Origin of the sequence: Streptomyces sp. NBC_00986 (assembly GCF_045162565.1) — a bacterium.
Taxonomy (GTDB): domain Bacteria; phylum Actinomycetota; class Actinomycetes; order Streptomycetales; family Streptomycetaceae; genus Streptomyces.
Genome location: NZ_CP108733.1, coordinates 8633218 through 8650383, shown reverse-complemented (window position 1 = coordinate 8650383; position 17166 = coordinate 8633218). Strand labels below are relative to the sequence as shown.

The following is a 17166-nucleotide window of genomic DNA, read 5'->3' as shown; positions in this document are numbered from 1 at the left end:
CGACATGGCACAGGGGTGGTTCCGTACGCGGCTTATGTCCGGTCGGGTGCGGGGGCGGGCGCAGGTGTGGGTGCGGTGTTCCGGTCGTCGCGCTGGTAGGGCACGCGCGCGTCCGGGTGGGGCAGGGCGGGGCGGGGTTCGTGCGGGTCCTTCAGGAGGGCTCGGAGTTCGCGGACCTCGCGTTCGAGGGCCTGGTGGCGCTGGTGGGCGTCGTAGAGGTAGCGGACCTTGGTGCGCAGGGCCCAGGGGTCGACGGGTTTCATGACGAGGTCGGCGACGCCGAGGGTGAAGGCGGCGGAGGTCGTCTCGGGGTCGGGGCCGAAGCCGGTGAGGAGGAGGACGGGGATGTGCTGGGTCTGCTCAAGGCGGCGCAGGTAGCGGACGACGTCCAGGCCGCCGACGCCAGGCATCCGCACGTCGAGCAGGAGGAGGCCGACCCTGCCGCGGAGCACCTGCTTGAGCGCCTCGTCGCCGCTGGTGGCGCGGGCGAGCCGGTGGCCCAGCGGGGCCAGGGCGCTCTCCAGCGCGTACAGCGTGTCCTCATGGTCGTCGACGATGAGGATCTCGGCATCCGACGGCATGGCCCGACGTCCCTCCCGCGTGGGACAACCAGCTTATGACGCAGGTGTTGACGGGGCGTGCCCGTCGGCTGACATGGAGTGCACAAGGAGCGCACAGCGCAGCATGGCCCCGAACTCGCCCCGCTGTCACGCCCCTTACCGGACGTGCGAGGTCAGTTCGCCGTGGGTGAACCGCCGTTCACGGCGTCCTCCGCGATGCGCTCGTGGTGGCGGATGACCTCGCCGATGATGAAATTGAGGAACTTCTCAGCGAACGCCGGGTCCAGCTTGGCGCTTTCGGCCAGCGCGCGGAGTCGTTCGATCTGGCGGGCCTCGCGGGCCGGGTCGGCGGGCGGCAGCCGGTGGGTGGCCTTGAGGACGCCGACCTGCTGGGTGGCCTTGAAGCGTTCGGCGAGCATGTGGACGACGGCGGCGTCGATGTTGTCGATGCTGTCGCGCAGCCGGGCGAGCTCCTCGCGCACGGCGGGGTCGACGTCACCGGTTCCGTTGGTGCTGGTGGTCATGGGCGACAACCCTACGTGGCGTGCGGGCACTCGGTGTTCGGGCCCTGTGTGGCGTGCGGCCGCTTGAGGAGCGGGGCTGTGTGGTGTGGGGCCACGCGAGCGCCGGAACCACGTCGGCGCGCAGCCATCCGGCGCTCAGTCCTCCTGTCAACGGACCCATGTGGCGCGCAGCCACACGACCAGCAGCCCAGTGTGGCGCGCGATCACACGGTCGTCGGCCCTACGTGGCGTGCGGCCACTCGATGATGGGTGGATCGGCCGGATCGGGGACCTGGTCGCTCCAGCCGCCGGGGACGGTACGGCCCTGTTGGGCGCGGAAGCGGACGGGGGGCATGCCGACGCGGCGGGTGAACAGGCGGCTGAAGTAGGCGGGGTCGTCGTAGCCGACGCGGCGGGCGACGGCGGCGACGGGGAGTTCGGTGGCGGCGAGGAGTTCCTTGGCGCGGCCCAGGCGGATGCCGAGGAGGTAGTCCTTGGGGCTGCATCCGGCGCCCTGGCGGACGGCGGTGCGCAGCGCGGCGGGGGTCATGCCGTGCCGGGCCGCGTGGTCGGCGACGGTCAGCGGCAGGCAGGCGTCGCGGGCGAGGGCCTGGAGGACGGGGTCGCCGTCGGGGGCGAGGTCGGCGCGGGCGCGGCGCAGGGCGACCAGGAGTTCGTGGACGGCGGCGCCGGTCTCCACCTCCAGGAGGGGGTTTCCGCGCCGTGCGGCGCGCGCCATGCGCCCGATCACCGCACGGGGGCCGGCCGCGTCCGAGAGGGGCACCACGGGCCGTTCCGGCTCGATGTAGCCGAGTTCGGTGTACGTCGTCGTCGCGGGCCCGGTGAAGTCGACGAACCCCTCGTCCCAGCCGCCGCCGGGGTCGGGCGCGTAGTGGTGCGGCACGCCGGGGGTGAGCCACAGCAGCGCGGGCGCGGTGACGGTCGTACGGCGGCCGTCGGGGCTCAGGTACCAGCCGCCGCCCGCGCTGATCACGACGGCGACGTGGTGGTCGAGGGTGCGGGGCCCGACGGTGGGCAGGGCGCCGTACTGGAGGCCCACGCCGAGGCAGGCGAGGCCGAGGCGGTGGTGGGCCGGTGTGGGCGTGAAGAACCGCATCCAGGTGTGGTACATCGACGCCCCCTCACACGGTGCTCGGTCCGCTCGGTCCAAGTAGCGGTGATCTTTGTCCATGGACGTGATCGCCGCCAAGGGGAGAGAGTCGTCGGCATGAGTGAGTTCACCGTGGGCGACAGGGACTTTCTGCTGGACGGGCGGCCGGTGCGGCTGCTGTCCGGGGCACTGCACTACTTCCGGGTGCACGAGGCGAGCTGGGGGCACCGGCTGGCGATGCTGCGGGCGATGGGCCTCAACTGCGTGGAGACGTACGTCCCGTGGAACCTGCACGAGCCGGCGCCCGGGGACGTGAGGGACGTACAGGCGCTGGGCCGGTTCCTGGACGCGGCGCGGGAGGCGGGCCTGTGGGCGATCGTGCGCCCGGGGCCGTACATCTGCGCGGAGTGGGAGAACGGCGGCCTGCCGCACTGGCTGACGGGCGAACTGGGGGCACGCGCGCGTACGCGTGACGCACGCTTCCTGGGCCACCTGGAGCGCTGGTTCCGTCACCTGCTGCCGGAGATCGTGTCCCGCCAGCTCGACCGCGGCGGCCCGGTGATCATGGTGCAGATCGAGAACGAGTACGGGAGCTACGGCTCCGACGCGGTGTATCTGCGGCGCGTGGAGGAGTTGCTGCGGGACCAGGGGGTCACGGTCCCGCTGTTCACCTCGGACGGTCCCGAGGACTTCATGCTGGGCGGCGGCTCGGTCCCCGGTGTGCTCGCGACGGTGAATTTCGGGTCCCACGCGCGCGTGGCCTTCGAGACGCTGCGGCGGCACCAGCCTGATGGACCGCTGATGTGCATGGAGTTCTGGTGCGGCTGGTTCGACCACTGGGGCGGCGAGCACGTCGTCCGCGCTGCCGGGGACGCGGCGGACGCGCTGCGCGAGATCCTGGAGTGCGGCGCGTCGGTCAACCTCTACATGGCGCACGGAGGCACCAACTTCGCCGGCTGGGCGGGCGCCAACCGGGGCGGCGGCGCGCTGCACGAGGGCCCGCTGGAGCCCGATGTGACGTCGTACGACTACGACGCCCCGATCGACGAGTACGGGCGCCCCACGGACAAGTTCTGGCGCTTCCGCGAGGTGCTCGCCGCGTACGCGGACGGCCCGCTGCCCGAACTCCCGCCCGCACCGGTCGTGTTGGGCGGCCCGGCCGAGGTGAGCCTGACGGGCTGGGCGTCCCTGGCCGACGTACTGGAGGCACGCGGCGGGCCGGAGACGGCGGGTCCGGTGCCGCCGACCTTCGAGGAACTGGACGTGGACCGCGGAATCGTCCGCTACGAAGTGACCGTTCCGGGACCGCGCGCACCGTATCCGCTCACCGCGCGCGGGCTGCGGGACCTCGCGGTGGTGTACGTCGACGGGGAGCGGGCCGGGGTCCTCATGGAGGGCGACGAGCAGCTCAAGGAGCCCGTCGCCGGGCACGCGCGTGTGCAGCTGTGGGTGGAGTCCCTGGGGAGGGTCAATTACGGGCCGCGGCTCGGGGAGGCGAAGGGCATCACCGGGGGGTTGTTGCACGAACGGCAGTATCTGCACGACGTACGCGCGCGTGGGCTGCGGTTGGACGCGCTGGACTCGCTGGACGACGTCGAGCGGGTTCCGCTGCGGGAGCTGCCCCCGGACGGCTCCCGCGGGCTGTACCGGGGCAGTGTCGAGGTGCGCGGCGCCGGGGACGCCCTGCTCGAACTGCCGGGCTGGACACGGGGGTTCGCGTGGGTCAACGGGTTCAATCTGGGGCGGTACTGGTCGGAGGGGCCGCAACGGGAGTTGTACGTCCCCGGTGCCGTCCTGCGGGAGGGCGTGAACGAGGTGTGGGTGCTGGAGCTTCAAGAGGCGCCTCCCCTTTCGGAGTTGGCCCTCGCGCTGAAGAGCTGCTGAGGGATCACCGGGCGATGGGGGCGGACCCGATCTCGACCACCCGGGCCCAGCCGGGCGGTGTGTCCGGCACGTAGTCGGGGTTGTTCTCGGCGTACTCCCCGGTCTCGTAGCGGCGTGGGAAGAGGCCCACCACCGTGCGGCAGGGCGGTCGGGTGTCCGGCCAGCGGGTCTGCCCGTCGGTGAGGACCACGACCGCGTCGGGCGGTGGCTGGGTGCGCAGGGCCTTGGCGAAGCCGGTGCGCAGGTCCGTGCCGCCGCCGCCCAGCAACTCGATGCCCTCGGCGCGGCACAGCGGTTGGGCGACCCGCGCCGCCGCGTCGCAGGGCACCACGGTGACGAGGTCGCGGCGGCCGCCCACCGCCCGTGCGATCGCGGCGACTTCGAGGAGCGCGCTGCCCAACTCGGCGTCGCTGACCGACCCGGAGGTGTCGATGACCACGCACACCCGGGGCGGTCGGCGGCGCAGGCTCGGCAGCACGATGCCGGGCAGCGACACCGAGCGGCGCGAGGGCCTGCCGTAGGTGTAGTCCTCGCCGGCTCCGGGCGCGGAGACCGCCGAGCGGATCGCCGCGCCGAGCAACTGCCGCCAGGGCTGCGGCGGATGGAACGCCTCCTCCGCCCACCGCCGCCACCCGCTGGGGGCGCTGCCGGGGCGGCCGGTGATGCCCTGCGCCACGCGGAAGCGGACGGCGTCGCGCTGCTGCTCGCTGAGTCCGTGCGCGCCGTCCGCGCCCAGGTCCCACTCCCGGTCGAGCCCGTCGGCGCCGCTGCCGCAGTCCAGCCAGGCCAAGTCCTGGGTGCGCGCCCCCAGTTGGAACCAGCGCAGGTAGTCCTCCATCAGGTTCCCGACGGGCAGCCCCAACAACCCCGGCTGGACGGCGCCTTCGGGGGTGACGAGGCCGTCGCCGAACGCGTCGTCGTTGATCTCGAAGTCGGCGGCGATGTTCATCCGCAAGCGCTCCCCCGGGCCGGTCAGTCCGCGCTCGCGGGCGACACGGTCGCTGCGGCCGTGGTGGTCGCGGAGGAGGTGCGAGACCTCGTGGACCCAGACACCGGCCAGGTCCTCGACGGACATGCGGTCCACGAAACCGGGTGAGACGTAGCAGCGCCAGTGCCGGTCGACGGCCATCGTCGGTACGTGCCGGGACTCGACCGTGTGGAGGGCGAAGAGGGCCGTGGCGAGGTAGGGGCGGACGCGGGCCGCGTAGAGGCGGGCGGCGAAGAGCTTGTCGAGGTCGAGGGCGCCCGCCCCCTTGGCCGCGGAGGTGTTCATCGGCCGCCCTTCGTGGCCGCGGCGGCGCGGTCCGCCCGCTGCGACAGGGAGACCACTCCGGCGAGTCGCTCGATGGACGCGGGTACGTCCCAGTCCTCGCGGCGCAGCGAGGCGAGGGTGGTCGCGGGGACGACGACCAGGTCAGGGGCGCCGGTCTCCAGCGCCCGGACCAGCAGCGCCCATGCCGCGTCCCAGCGGGCCCGGCCGGGACGGTTGCGGACCGCGGCCACCACACCGTCGAGCACGGCCTGCCGCAGATCCCCGCGCTCGGGCAGCTCGCCGGCCGTCGGGTTGGCGAGGAAGATCTCGGGGTCGGGAAGGTCCATCCGGTCCACACTGGCGAGCAGTTCCAGCCCGGGACCGTCCCCCACCGTGCCCCTGACCAGCAGGGACAGCACCTCCCGCGAGGAACCGGCCGCCGTCGCGAACGCGATCAGGCTCATCGCCATCTCCCAGCTCCGGGGCGAGGGCCAGGCGCCCCCGCGCCGCGTCTCGTTGCCGGGGAGTCGGTGGACGAGCTTGGGCCGCCCGGTGAGCAGCCCGCACACCGCGCGGCGCGCGAAGTCCACGGCCTCGGGCAGCTTCTCCGGGTCGAGCCGCGGCAGCGTCGCCCGCGGCCAGGTGCCACCGAGTCCGCGTACGACGACCTCGTGGTCGTGGGTCCACTGGAGGTGCACGAAGCGGTTCGCGAGCGGCGGGCTCAGCTCCCAGCCGTCGGCCGCCGAGGACCGCGGGTTGGCGGCGGCCACGATCCGCACCCCCGGCGGCAGCCGCAGCGCCCCGATCCGCCGCTCCAGCACCAGCCGCAGCAGCGCGGCCTGCACGGCGGGCGGCGCGGTGGACAACTCGTCCAGGAACAACAGCCCCTTGCCCGCCCGCACGAGTCGTACGGCCCAGTCCGGCGGGGCCATCGGAACGCCCTGCTCGGCCGGGTCGTCGCCCACGACGGGCAGCCCGGAGAAGTCGGACGGCTCGTGCACGCTGGCGATCACCGTGGTCAACGGCAGGTCCAGGGCGTCGGCGAGCTGCGTCAGGGCGGCCGTCTTCCCGATCCCCGGCTCGCCCCACAGCAGCACGGGCAGGTCGGCGGCCACGGACAGGGTCAGGGCCTCCAGCTGGATGTCGGGGCGCGGTTCGGTGGTGGTGTCGCGCAGGAGGGTCAACAGCTCCCCGGCGACGTCGAGTTGAGTGGGCGAGAGGGTGAGGTTGAGGGCGGCGTACAGCGTGCGTGTGGGCATGGCGGATCACCTTTGGGGTCGAGGCGGGACATGGGTGAGGGCGACTTCAGCGGTCGACTGCGGCGCCCGGTGCGGTCAGCGGGCGATGGTGTGGCGAGGGCGCCAGGCGGAAAGGCGCCGGACATGCGGGGACTGCGGGCCGAAGTGGCCTGTTCGCGGGCCGGGATCGGCCAGGCCCGCCCTGAACAGCCCGTACGCGAGCCGCCGTTCGGCCGCAGCCCGCAGTTCGTCCCGCAACGCGCCACCGCGCAGCACGGCCTCGGGCCCGAGCAGCCCTTCTACGACGGCCAGCGCACCGGCGGTGTCGCCGTGGACGAGCCGTTCGCTGACGCCGGTGAGGCAGTCAGGGCGGCGGTGGGCGTCGTCGATGGCCTGCAGGCAGGGCAACGGGGTACCGGTCAGCGCGACCAGCAGTTCCTCGCGCCCGATCTCGGCCGGATCGTGGTCCAGGGGCGCCAGTACGCCGTCCACGAGACCGATGCGGTGCAGGGCGCCCCGGCATTCGACCAGGTGCGGCTGGACCGCCCGGTCCGGCACCGGCGCGGAATCCTCCGGCGGCGGACGGTCCGGTACGAGCGCGGCGGCGACCAGCGGATGCAGCCGGCCGGCGTCGATCGCACCGGTGCGCAGCAGCTCCAGGTCGGGCAGGACCCAGGTCGCCGCGTCGGGCAGGACCGGTAGGGCGGCGGCACTGCCGTCCGTCGGCGCCGGTGCGAGCCGCAGGGTGTCCGCGACCGGATCGGGGGTCAGCGCGAGCCGGTGCCGGGAACCGAGCCGTACGACGACGGGACCGGGCGTCCGCCCCTCCGCGCGGAGCAGGATCGCCGCCTCGGCCGCCCACCGGTCGACGGCGCAGCGGAGCCCCTCCGGCACCGGCTCCGGCACCTCCAACTGGTGCGGAATTGCGGGCCGTTCGGCCCCGGACCGGGCCCGCAGCTCACCGCTCCTCCACGCGTCCCACAGATGCCGGTGCAGGTCGAGGCGGAACGAGCGGCTGGGCCGGGGATGGGGGTGCCGGCGGGCGTCGGCGTCACGGCGGGTGCCGTCCCACAGGGCGAGGCTGATCCGCTGGCCGCCGTCCGCCCAGGCCGGTGGTGTCCGGACCACCAGGTGCGGCGGGCCGGTGGCGTCGTCGCCGTAGCGAGCGAGGGCGATGGTCAGTCCCGGGCGCAGCAGGCCGTCCGGGGCGATCCTCGGGAGGTGCCAGCGGAGCAGGTCGGGGGCGAGTCGGCGGAGGTCGGCGCGGACGCGGGCGGCGAGTTCCCGGCCGTGGGCGCGCGCTACGGAACGCAGGTCGAGATCGATGTCGACCCGGGCGGCGGCGCAGGCGCCCGCCCAGTCGCCGACAGCGCGGCGGGCCGTAGCCGTCTCGATCATGGAGGGCGGCACGGCGAACTCGCGCACGCGCGGCCAGAAGGAACGTCGGGAATCCTCGTTCGCGGGGTGAAGGTGCATCAGCACTCACCTTGCGCGGACGGGACCCCCATTCTGTGAACAGAGTGAGTGGTCATCGCCGGGAGCATAACCGCCCCGTCCGCGATCTGCCAGGGAAATACGGGGGCGTGCTTCGGCGGGCACCGGCATAGAGTGGATGGGGGTTCAGGGCGTCTCTGGGGGTTGTGGACGTGGCGGACGACGGACCGGTCGAGCACGGCTACCCGCACCTCGCCACGGTGCGGGACGCCATCACCGCGCTCTACAAGCGGTTGTCCTACGACACCGTCCAGACGTTCGCGACCAGCGTGGCCCCCGTCGACGTGGCGTTCGGCGACACGGACGACCTGCACCTGGGCGCGCAGCGGGTGGCCCGCGAGATGGTCCGGCACTACCGGCTCCCCGATGCCCGGCCGATCATCAGTTTCCGTGAGATGACCCATGCGGCGAACGTCGAACTCACCGCCGGGCCCGAGTACTTCATCGAGTTGAACGACCGGTTCCGTACGCATCGGCGGGACATCGGCGCGGCTCTCGCGCACGAGGTCATGCACGTCTATCTGCACCGGCTCGACCTGTCCTTCCCGGGGACCCGCGAGAACGAGATCCTCACGGACACGGCGGCGACGTATCTGGGCGCGGGGTGGCTGCTGCTGGACGCGTACCGGGAGGACTCGGCGTCCTCGCAGAAGCTCGGTTATCTCACGCCGGAGGAGTTCGGGTACGTCCTCGCCAAGCGTGCCCTGGTCTTCGGCGAGGATCCCTCCGTGTGGTTCACCAGTCCGCAGGCCTACACGGCGTACGTCAAGGGAATGGCCCAGGCCCGGCGTGACGAGCAGCAGCCGCCGTTGACCGCGGCGGGGTGGGCCGGGCGGCGCCGGTACGCCCATGACCGCCGGCATGCACCCGGGCCGGTTTCTCAGTCAGGCGTGCCGTATGCCTTCAGCGGGGACCGGGGCGGCAGCCTTCGGGTGTCCTTCCCCTGCCCTACGTGTCATCAGCGGATCCGGGTGCCGGTGCGGGGGCGGGTACGGGCGAGGTGTTCGTTGTGCCGGACGGTGTTGGAGTGCGACACGTAAGTCCCTTTCACGTGACCGGCGTTGGAGCGCACACCCTGGGGGCTCCGCCCCCAGACCCCCGGCCTGTGCCCACCCACCACCCGTCTCGGTTGGCCAAGAAGTGGACGTACAGCCCTTCCCCTACGCCCCATACACCGCCCCCGGCACCCCCGCCTCCCCCAACAACTTCAGCAGCGTCTCCCCAACCTCCCCCACACCCCACCGCTCCCCCTTGTCCACACTCGGCCCCGCCCGCCACCCCTCCATCACAGTGATCCGCCCACCCTCAGCCTCGAAAACCCGCCCGGTAACCCCAGCGCTGGCCCCCGACCCCAGCCACACCACCACCGGCGACACGTTCTCCGGCGCCATCACATCGAACCCGGAGCCGGGCGCGGCCATGGTCTCCGCGAAGGCGTGTTCCGTCATGCGGGTCCGCGCCGCGGGGGCGATCGCGTTGACCTGGACTCCGTAGCGGGCGAGTTCGGCCGCCGCGACCAGGGTCAGGCCGATGATGCCGGCCTTGGCGGCGCTGTAGTTGCCCTGCCCGACAGAGCCCAACAACCCTGCCCCGCTACTGGTGTTGACGATCCGGGCGACGGGGGTGCGGCCGGCTTTCGTCTCCGCCCGCCAGTACGCCGCCGCATGCTTCAGGGGCAGGAAGTGCCCCTTCAGATGGACCCGCATCACCGCGTCCCAGTCGTCCTCGTCGAGGTTGACGAGCATCCGGTCGCGCAGGTAACCCGCGTTGTTGACAAGGGTGTCGAGCCGCCCGTAGGCCTCCAGCGCGGTCGCGATCAGCGACGCGGCACCGGCGGCCGTCGCGATGTCGGCGCCGTGGGCCACCGCCTCGCCGCCCGCCGCGCGGATCTCGGCGACCACCTGCGCGGCGGGGCTGTCAGGGTCGGGGGTGCCGTCGAGGCCGACGCCGAGGTCGTTGACGACGACCCGGGCACCCTCGGCGGCGAAGGCGAGGGCGTGGGCGCGGCCGAGCCCCCGCCCCGCGCCGGTGACGACGACGACCCGCCCGTCACAGATTCCGCTCATCTCGATCACCCTTCAACTCGCTTCCCTTTGTTGGCAGTTGCCGCGTCCAGGAACGCCGGCCGCTCCCCGCCCCCGTGGACGAGAAGACTCGCCCCGCTGATGTAGGCGGCCGCGTCGGAGGCGAGGAAGACCGCCGCCGCGCCGATGTCGAAGGGGGCGGCGAGGCGGCCGAGCGGGACGGTGCGGGAGACGGCCTCGATCGCGTCCTCGCCGCCGTAGTGGAGGTGGGCCAGCTCCGTGCGGACCATGCCGACGACGAGCGTGTTGACGCGGATGTCCGGCGCCCACTCCACGGCCATCGAACGCGCCAGGTTCTCCAGTCCGGCCTTGGCCGCCCCGTACGCCGCCGAACCGGGCGAGGGGCGGCTGCCGCTGACGCTGCCGATCATCACGATCGAGCCCTGGGCGCGCTTGAGGTGTTCGTACGCGGCGAGGGACGCGGTGAGCGGGGCGAGAAGGTTCAACTCGATGATCCGCGCGTGGCGTTCGGCCTCCGCGTCGACGAGTGGGCGGTACGGCGCGCCGCCCGCGTTGTTGACGAGCACGTCGAGTCGGGGCAGCGCGGCGAAGAACTCCCGTACGGCGTCCGGGTCGCGCAGGTCCAGGGGCCTGAACTCGGCTCCCTTGACCGGGTCTTCGGGCGGCCGGCGCGCGCAGGTCAGCACCTCGGCACCGGCCTCGACGAAGGCCCGTGCGATACCGGCGCCGACGCCTCGGGTGCCGCCGGTGACGAGGACGGTTCTGCCGGCGAATGGCTGGTCGTGCGAGTTGTCCACAGGGCCTCCCGCTCGGATTGTCCGGCTGCTAGCTTCGAAGCCTCGCACCTAACAAATGTTTGGTGGAAAGGTAGCTGATGCGTCCATGGGTGTCTCCACCTCAACCTCGACAAAGGCGATTTCCGTAGTCACGGTCGACTACCCGCCGGTGAACGCGCTGCCGGTGGACGGCTGGTTCGCCCTGGCCGACGCCGTGCGCACGGCCGGGCGCGACCCCGATGTGCACTGTGTGGTGCTGGCGGCCGAGGGGCGGGGGTTCAACGCGGGCGTGGACATCAAGGAGATACAGGCGCGGGGCCAGTCGGCCCTGGTCGGGGTGAACCGGGGCTGTTTCGAGGCGTTCGCGGCGGTCTACGAGTGCGAGGTGCCGGTCGTGGCGGCGGTGCAGGGGTTCTGCCTGGGCGGGGGCATCGGTCTTGTCGGCAACGCGGACGTGATCGTGGCGAGCGAGGACGCCACCTTCGGCCTGCCCGAGCTGGACCGGGGCGCCCTGGGTGCCGCCACGCATCTGGCCCGGCTGGTCCCCCAGCACCTGATGCGCGCCCTGTACTACACCTCGCGCACGGCGACGGCGGCCGAGCTGCACGCGCACGGCTCGGTGTGGCGGGTGGTACCACGCGCTGAACTCCTCCCGTCCGCCCTGGAGTTGGCGGCCGAGATAGCCGCCAAGGACGGCGAGCTGATCCGCCTCGCCAAGTCCGCGATCAACGGCATCGACCCCGTCGACGTCCGCCGCAGCTACCGCTTCGAACAGGGCTTCACCTTCGAGGCCAACGTCAGCGGCGTGGCCGACCGGGTCCGCGACACCTTCGGCACAGCAGAAACACCTTCGGTACAGCAGAGAGAGGAGGCGTAGGTGAGCGACAAGACGATGACGGCCGACGAGGTCGTCGCCCGGCTGCACAGCGGCATGACCCTCGGCATCGGCGGCTGGGGCTCACGCCGCAAACCCATGGCCCTGGTACGGGCGTTGCTCCGCTCGGACCTCACCGACCTCACCGTCGTCTCCTACGGCGGCCCGGACGTCGGCATGCTCGCGGCGGCCGGCCGCATCCGCAAGCTGGTGGCCGCCTTCGTCACGCTCGACTCGATCCCCCTCGAACCGCACTACCGCGCGGCACGCGAGAGCGGGGCGTTCGAGCTGACGGAGGTCGACGAGGCGATGTTCATGTGGGGGCTGCGCGCCGCCGCGAACCGGCTGCCGTTCCTTCCGGTGCGCGCGGGGATCGGCTCGGACGTCATGCGGGTCAACCCCGACCTGCGGACGGTGACTTCGCCGTACGACGACGGGGAGACGTTCGTCGCGATGCCCGCGCTGCGGCTGGACGCGGCCCTGGTGCACGTCAACCGCGCCGACCGGCTGGGCAACGGCCAGTACCTGGGCCCGGACCCGTACTTCGACGACCTGTTCTGCGAGGCGGCGGACGCGGCTTATGTCTCCTGCGAACGGATCGTGGACACGGCCGAGTTGACGAAGGAGGGACCTCCGCAGTCCCTCCTCGTCAAGCGTCTGAACGTGACCGGGGTCGTCGAGGCCCCGGGCGGTGCCCACTTCACGTCCTGCGCTCCCGACCACGCCAGGGACGAGGACTTCCAGCGGCTGTACGCGAGCACCCCCTGGGCGGAGTTCTCCGAGCGCTTCCTGTCCGGTGACGAACAGGCCTATGAGTCGGCGGTGCGGAACTGGCAGGAGGAGCAAGGGTGATGGACGTACTGCGCACGGACGCACGGCGTTCCGAGTACTGCGTGATCGCCTGTGCGGAGGCGTGGCGTGACGCCGGGGAGATCCTGGCCAGCCCGATGGGGTTCATCCCGTCCGTCGGCGCGCGGCTGGCCCGGCTCACGTTCTCGCCGGATCTCCTGCTGACCGACGGCGAGGCGATGCTCGTCCGCCCGGACGGGACACCGGAGGGCTGGTTGCCGTACCGGCAGCATCTGGCACTGGTGGCGAGCGGGCGGCGGCACGTGATGATGGGCGCGAGCCAGATCGACCGGTTCGGCAACCAGAACATCTCGTGCATCGGCGACTGGGCGCGGCCGAAGCGGCAGCTGCTCGGGGTGCGCGGGGCATCGATCAACACGCTGAACAATCCGACGAGTTACTGGGTGCCCCGGCACTCGCCCCGGGTGTTCGTGGAGAAGGTCGACATGGTGTGCGGGGTGGGGTACGACCGGGTCGCCGAGCACCCGGGGACGGCCCGCTTCCACCGCATCCCCCGGGTCGTCTCCGACCTCGGTGTCTTCGACTTCGCGACCCCCGACCACTCGATGCGGCTGGCCTCGCTGCATCCGGGGGTGAGCGTGGAGGAGGTACGGGAGGCGACGGGTTTCGAACTCGCCATCCCTGATGAGGTGCCGTCGACCCGCGAACCAACTCCGGACGAGTTGCGGCTGATCCGTGAGGTGATCGACCCGGCCGACACCCGGCGCAGAGAAGTGAGTTCGTGATGGAGACCGCGTTGACCCGGCTGGTCGGGGTCCGGCATCCGATCGTGCAGACGGGCATGGGGTGGGTGGCGGGACCGCGTCTGGTGTCGGCCACGGCGAACGCGGGGGCGCTGGGCATCCTGGCCTCCGCGACCATGACCACCGACCGGCTCCGGGACGCGATCCGCGAGGTCAGGTCCCGTACGCGGGAGCCCTTCGGGGTGAATCTGCACGCGGACGCGACCGACGCCGGCGACCGGGTGCGGATCATCATCGAGGAGGGCGTCCGGGTCGCGTCCTTCGCGCTCGCGCCGTCCGCCGAGCTGATCGCCGAGCTGAAAGAGGCGGGGGTGGTCGTGATCCCGTCGATCGGGGCGCGGCGGCACGCGGAGAAGGTCGCGGCGTGGGGCGCGGACGCGGTGATCGTGCAGGGCGGGGAGGGCGGCGGGCACACCGGGGAGGTGGCCACCACGGTGTTGTTGCCGCAGGTCGTGGACGCGGTGGACATACCGGTCATCGCGGCCGGCGGCTTCTTCGACGGGCGGGGTCTGGTCGCGGCGCTGGCCTACGGGGCGGCGGGCGTCGCCATGGGCACCCGGTTCCTCCTCACCTCGGACTCGACGGTCCCGGACGCGGTGAAGGCGGCGTATCTGGCGGCGACGGTCAAGGACGTGACCATCACGAGAGCGGTCGACGGCCTCCCGCACCGCATGCTCCGCACGGAACTGGTCGACGCCCTGGAGAACTCCGGCCGTACGAGAACCCTGTTCCAGGCGATACGCCGGGCGGCGGGCTTCCGCCGGCTGTCCGGCCTGACGTGGCGGCGGATGATCCGCGACGGCCTCGCCATGAAGCACGGCAAGGAGCTGACCTGGAGCCAGGTCCTGCTCGCCGCGAACACGCCGATGCTGCTGAAGGCGTCGATGGTGGACGGCCGCACGGACCTCGGGGTGATGGCCTCCGGGCAGGTCGCCGGGGTGATCGAGGACCTGCCGTCGTGCGCGGAACTGGTGGCACGGGTGATGAAGGAGGCCGAGGAGGTGGTGTGGACGCTGGTTCGGGCCGACTCCTGAACTCAGGGGGCGAGGGGGGCGGGGAGCGGGGGCGGGAGGGGGAGGGGGAGGGGGAGGGGGAGGGGGAGGGGGAGGGGCCCCCGGTGACAAACAGCCAGGACGTGGCCCCCGTCGATCAGAGCCGTTCGATGATCGTCACGTTGGCCTGGCCGCCGCCCTCGCACATGGTCTGGAGGCCGAACCGGCCGCCGGTGCGCTCCAGTTCGTGCAGGAGGGTGGTCATGAGTTTGACGCCGGTCGCGCCGAGGGGGTGGCCGAGGGCGATCGCGCCGCCGTTGACGTTGACCTTCTCCGGGTCCGCGCCCGTCTCCTTCAGCCACGCCAGGACGACCGGCGCGAAGGCCTCGTTGATCTCGACGAGGTCGATCGCGTCGATGGAGAGGCCGGTCTTCTTCAGGGCGTGGGCGGTTGCCGGGATGGGGGCCGAGAGCATACGGATCGGGTCCTCGCCCCGGACGGAGAGGTGGTGGACGCGGGCGCGGGGCGTCAACCCGTGTTCACGGACGGCCCGTTCCGAGGCGAGCAGCATCGCCGCCGCGCCGTCGGAGACCTGGGAGGAGCACGCGGCGGTGATGGTGCCGCCGTCGACGACCGGTTTCAGGCCGGCCATCTTCTCCAGCGAGGTGTCCCGGCGCGGGCCCTCGTCGACAGTCACCGCGCCGTAGGCCACCGTCTCCCGTTCGAAGCGGCCCTCGTCGATCGCGCGCAGGGCACGCCGGTGCGAGCGGAGGGCGAACTCCTCCTGGTCCTGCCTGCTGATGCCCCACTTCGCGGCGATCATCTCGGCCCCGGCGAACTGGTTCACCGGCCGCGTCCCGTACCGCGCCCGCCAGCCCTCGCTGCCCGCGAAGGGGCCCTCCGTGAGGCCGAGCGGTTCGGCGGCCTGGCGGGAGGCGAAGGCGATGGGGATGAGGGACATGTTCTGGACGCCGCCCGCGACGACGAGGTCCTGCGTGCCGGACAGCACGCCCTGCGCCGCGAAGTGCACGGCCTGCTGGGAGGAGCCGCACTGCCGGTCCACCGTCACGCCCGGCACCTCCTCGGGCAGCCCGGCCGCCAGCCAGGCGGTCCGCGCGATGTCCCCGGCCTGCGGCCCCACCGCGTCCAGACACCCGAAGACGACGTCCTCGACGGCGGCGGGATCGATCCCCGAGCGGGCGACCAGCTCCTTGAGGACATGCGCCCCGAGGTCGGCCGGGTGCACCCCGCTCAGCCCTCCCCGGCGCCGCCCGACGGGCGTACGGACCGCTTCGACGATATAGGCCTCGGCCATGTCAACTCCCCATACAGACCCGTGGGTTACGTGCGTACGGCGATCCCGTCCAGCACCATCGACAGGTACTGCCGGGCGATCTCCTCCGCGCTGTGCTGTCCGCCCGGCCGGTACCAGGACGCGGCGACCCACACCGTGTCCCGGACGAACCGGTAGGTGAGCCGGACGTCGAGGTCGGCCCGGAAGACCTGGGCGGCGACCCCGCGCTCCAGCGTGGACAGCCACGCCTTCTCGAACTTGCGCTGCGACTCGGCGAGGAACGCGAACCGCTCCTGCGCGACCAGGTGCTTGCTCTCCTTCTGGTAGATCGCGACGGCGGCGCGGTGCCGGTCGATCTCCCGGAAGGACTCGGTGACCAGGGCCCGCAGCGTCTCGCGCGGGTCCAACTCGGCGTCCAGGACGGTGTCGTAGCCGCCCCACAGTTCGTCGAGGAAGGTGCGCAGGATCTCCTCCAGCATCGATTCCTTGGAGTCGAAGTGGTAGTAGAGGCTGCCCGCGAGCATGCCCGCGTGGTCGGCGATCTTCCGTACGGTGGTGGCGTTGTACCCCTGCTCGGCGAAGACCTCGGCCGCCGTGTCGAGGAGTTCACGACGGCGGGCCGGAGCGGCGGTCACCGGGGGCTTCTTCTTGGTCGGCACGGACCCATTGTCGTGCCCCGGCCCGTGCCCCCTGTGCGGCCCCTCGCCCACGCTCTCGCGCCGCTAGGCATGCTGGCTGCTCACGGCCACGACCTCGCCGGTCATGTACGAGGAGTAGCCCGAGGCCAGGAACACGATCACGTTGGCCACCTCCCAGGGCTCCGCGTACCGCCCGAAGGCCTCGCGCGCGGTGAGTTCGGCCAGCAGCTCCGGCGTCGTCACCTTCACCAGGTGCGGGTGCATGGCGAGGCTCGGCGAGACCGCGTTGACGCGCACCCCGTACTCGGCGGCCTCGATCGCCGCGCACCGGGTCAGCGCCATCACGCCCGCCTTGGCCGCCGCGTAGTGCGCCTGCCCGGCCTGGGCGCGCCAGCCGACGACGGAGGCGTTGTTGACGATCACCCCACCACCCCCGCTCTCGCGCATCGCGCGCAGGGCCGCCCGGGTGCACCGGAACGTGCCGTTCAAGGTCACGTCCAACACCTTCGACCACTGCTCGTCGGTCATGTCGATGAGGTCCGAAGTCCCGCCCAGGCCGGCGTTGTTGACGACGACGTCGAGCCGCCCGTGCGCGGCGACGGCCGCGTCGAACAACCCCTGCACCTGCGCCTCGTCGGTGACATCGCACGGCAGCGCGGCGACCGCCTCCGCGCCGAACTCCCCTGCCAGCTCGGCCTCGTACTCCTTGAGTCGCCGTGCGTGCGCGTCGCTGATCAGCACGCGCGCGCCCTCTTCCAGGAAGCGGCGCGCGGTCGCGCCGCCGATGCCCGCGCCGGCGGCGGCGGTGACGACGGCGGTGCGTCCCTTAAGCAGCCCGTGCCCGGGGACGTATGCCGGAGTCTCGACGCCTGTCATGGGCCCACGCTAACCT

17 protein-coding genes are annotated in these 17166 nt (G+C 72.4%); 6 read left to right on the top strand and 11 right to left on the bottom strand.

Features of this window, described 5'->3' with window-relative positions; genetic code table 11:
* Positions 1 to 32: 32 nt before the first annotated feature.
* From OG504_RS38725 to OG504_RS38715, 3 genes are all read right to left on the bottom strand, one after another.
* Complete coding sequence (locus OG504_RS38725) at positions 33 to 581, bottom strand: two-component system response regulator (protein ID WP_405993970.1); 549 nt, start codon at positions 579 to 581, stop codon at positions 33 to 35.
* A 152-nt stretch (positions 582 to 733) separates the two neighbouring features.
* Positions 734 to 1084: a chorismate mutase gene (locus OG504_RS38720; RefSeq protein WP_033286773.1), complete on the bottom strand. Its 351-nt coding sequence runs from the start codon at positions 1082 to 1084 to the stop codon at positions 734 to 736.
* 220 nt (positions 1085 to 1304) lie between these two features.
* Positions 1305 to 2195: a helix-turn-helix domain-containing protein gene (locus OG504_RS38715; RefSeq protein ID WP_405993969.1), complete on the bottom strand. Its 891-nt coding sequence runs from the start codon at positions 2193 to 2195 to the stop codon at positions 1305 to 1307.
* A gap of 96 nt (positions 2196 to 2291) precedes the next feature.
* Between OG504_RS38715 and OG504_RS38710 the strand changes: the two genes are divergently transcribed.
* A complete protein-coding gene (locus OG504_RS38710; protein WP_405993968.1) occupies positions 2292 to 4058 on the top strand; it encodes a glycoside hydrolase family 35 protein in 1767 nt (588 codons plus the stop codon).
* A gap of 4 nt (positions 4059 to 4062) precedes the next feature.
* Here OG504_RS38710 and OG504_RS38705 read toward each other — a convergent pair whose 3' ends face one another.
* The 3 genes from OG504_RS38705 to OG504_RS38695 form a co-directional block, all read right to left on the bottom strand.
* Complete coding sequence (locus tag OG504_RS38705) at positions 4063 to 5331, bottom strand: DUF2201 family putative metallopeptidase (RefSeq protein WP_405993967.1); 1269 nt, start codon at positions 5329 to 5331, stop codon at positions 4063 to 4065.
* Positions 5328 to 6569 carry an AAA family ATPase gene (locus tag OG504_RS38700; RefSeq protein ID WP_405993966.1) on the bottom strand — a complete coding sequence of 414 codons (1242 nt, stop codon included), beginning with the start codon at positions 6567 to 6569 and terminating at the stop codon, positions 5328 to 5330. The genes OG504_RS38705 and OG504_RS38700 overlap by 4 nt, the downstream gene beginning before the upstream one ends.
* A 75-nt stretch (positions 6570 to 6644) precedes the next feature.
* Positions 6645 to 8024, bottom strand: a complete 1380-nt coding sequence (locus OG504_RS38695) for a hypothetical protein (RefSeq protein WP_405993965.1) — start codon at positions 8022 to 8024, stop codon at positions 6645 to 6647.
* Between the two features lie 170 nt (positions 8025 to 8194).
* Between OG504_RS38695 and OG504_RS38690 the strand changes: the two genes are divergently transcribed.
* Positions 8195 to 9082: a hypothetical protein gene (locus OG504_RS38690; RefSeq protein WP_405993964.1), complete on the top strand. Its 888-nt coding sequence runs from the start codon at positions 8195 to 8197 to the stop codon at positions 9080 to 9082.
* A gap of 120 nt (positions 9083 to 9202) precedes the next feature.
* Here OG504_RS38690 and OG504_RS38685 read toward each other — a convergent pair whose 3' ends face one another.
* Positions 9203 to 10108 (bottom strand): SDR family oxidoreductase, encoded by a 906-nt coding sequence (locus OG504_RS38685; RefSeq protein WP_405993963.1) that lies wholly within the window; start codon positions 10106 to 10108, stop codon positions 9203 to 9205.
* Positions 10109 to 10113: 5 nt separating this feature from the next.
* Positions 10114 to 10884, bottom strand: a complete 771-nt coding sequence (locus tag OG504_RS38680) for an SDR family oxidoreductase (protein WP_405993962.1) — start codon at positions 10882 to 10884, stop codon at positions 10114 to 10116.
* Between the two features lie 85 nt (positions 10885 to 10969).
* Between OG504_RS38680 and OG504_RS38675 the strand changes: the two genes are divergently transcribed.
* Genes OG504_RS38675 through OG504_RS38660 form a run of 4 tightly spaced genes read left to right on the top strand, consistent with a single transcriptional unit; the run spans position 10970 to position 14384 of the window.
* Positions 10970 to 11740: an enoyl-CoA hydratase family protein gene (locus OG504_RS38675; RefSeq protein WP_405993961.1), complete on the top strand. Its 771-nt coding sequence runs from the start codon at positions 10970 to 10972 to the stop codon at positions 11738 to 11740.
* Entirely contained in the window at positions 11741 to 12589 is an 849-nt protein-coding gene (locus OG504_RS38670) for a CoA transferase subunit A (protein WP_405993960.1), read from the top strand. It begins immediately after the preceding gene.
* Positions 12589 to 13332 carry a CoA-transferase subunit beta gene (locus OG504_RS38665; RefSeq protein WP_405993959.1) on the top strand — a complete coding sequence of 248 codons (744 nt, stop codon included), beginning with the start codon at positions 12589 to 12591 and terminating at the stop codon, positions 13330 to 13332. Before OG504_RS38670 ends, OG504_RS38665 begins: the two co-directional genes overlap by 1 nt.
* A complete protein-coding gene (locus tag OG504_RS38660) occupies positions 13332 to 14384 on the top strand; it encodes an NAD(P)H-dependent flavin oxidoreductase (RefSeq protein WP_405993958.1) in 1053 nt (350 codons plus the stop codon). The genes OG504_RS38665 and OG504_RS38660 overlap by 1 nt, the downstream gene beginning before the upstream one ends.
* A 115-nt stretch (positions 14385 to 14499) precedes the next feature.
* Here the strand turns inward: OG504_RS38660 and OG504_RS38655 are convergent, their stop codons facing one another.
* The 3 genes from OG504_RS38655 to OG504_RS38645 form a co-directional block, all read right to left on the bottom strand.
* Positions 14500 to 15657, bottom strand: a complete 1158-nt coding sequence (locus tag OG504_RS38655) for an acetyl-CoA C-acetyltransferase (RefSeq protein WP_405993957.1) — start codon at positions 15655 to 15657, stop codon at positions 14500 to 14502.
* 26 nt (positions 15658 to 15683) lie between these two features.
* A complete protein-coding gene (locus OG504_RS38650) occupies positions 15684 to 16295 on the bottom strand; it encodes a TetR/AcrR family transcriptional regulator (RefSeq protein WP_405993956.1) in 612 nt (203 codons plus the stop codon).
* Positions 16296 to 16358: 63 nt separating this feature from the next.
* Positions 16359 to 17150 (bottom strand): SDR family oxidoreductase, encoded by a 792-nt coding sequence (locus OG504_RS38645; protein ID WP_405993955.1) that lies wholly within the window; start codon positions 17148 to 17150, stop codon positions 16359 to 16361.
* Positions 17151 to 17166 lie beyond the last annotated feature (16 nt).

Bases quoted from the DNA above. Each gene is read 5' to 3' on its own strand.
- OG504_RS38720 (WP_033286773.1), bottom strand. From the start codon at position 1,084: ATGACCACCAGCACCAACGGAACCGGTGACGTCGACCCCGCCGTGCGC.
- OG504_RS38715 (WP_405993969.1), bottom strand. From the start codon at position 2,195: ATGTACCACACCTGGATGCGGTTCTTCACGCCCACACCGGCCCACCAC.
- OG504_RS38665 (WP_405993959.1), top strand. From the start codon at position 12,589: ATGGACGTACTGCGCACGGACGCACGGCGTTCCGAGTACTGCGTGATC.
- OG504_RS38725 (WP_405993970.1), bottom strand. From the start codon at position 581: ATGCCGTCGGATGCCGAGATCCTCATCGTCGACGACCATGAGGACACG.
- OG504_RS38660 (WP_405993958.1), top strand. From the start codon at position 13,332: ATGGAGACCGCGTTGACCCGGCTGGTCGGGGTCCGGCATCCGATCGTG.
- OG504_RS38700 (WP_405993966.1), bottom strand. From the start codon at position 6,569: ATGCCCACACGCACGCTGTACGCCGCCCTCAACCTCACCCTCTCGCCC.
- OG504_RS38695 (WP_405993965.1), bottom strand. From the start codon at position 8,024: ATGCACCTTCACCCCGCGAACGAGGATTCCCGACGTTCCTTCTGGCCG.
- OG504_RS38710 (WP_405993968.1), top strand. From the start codon at position 2,292: ATGAGTGAGTTCACCGTGGGCGACAGGGACTTTCTGCTGGACGGGCGG.
- OG504_RS38655 (WP_405993957.1), bottom strand. From the start codon at position 15,657: ATGGCCGAGGCCTATATCGTCGAAGCGGTCCGTACGCCCGTCGGGCGG.
- OG504_RS38685 (WP_405993963.1), bottom strand. From the start codon at position 10,108: ATGAGCGGAATCTGTGACGGGCGGGTCGTCGTCGTCACCGGCGCGGGG.
- OG504_RS38645 (WP_405993955.1), bottom strand. From the start codon at position 17,150: ATGACAGGCGTCGAGACTCCGGCATACGTCCCCGGGCACGGGCTGCTT.
- OG504_RS38705 (WP_405993967.1), bottom strand. From the start codon at position 5,331: ATGAACACCTCCGCGGCCAAGGGGGCGGGCGCCCTCGACCTCGACAAG.
- OG504_RS38675 (WP_405993961.1), top strand. From the start codon at position 10,970: ATGGGTGTCTCCACCTCAACCTCGACAAAGGCGATTTCCGTAGTCACG.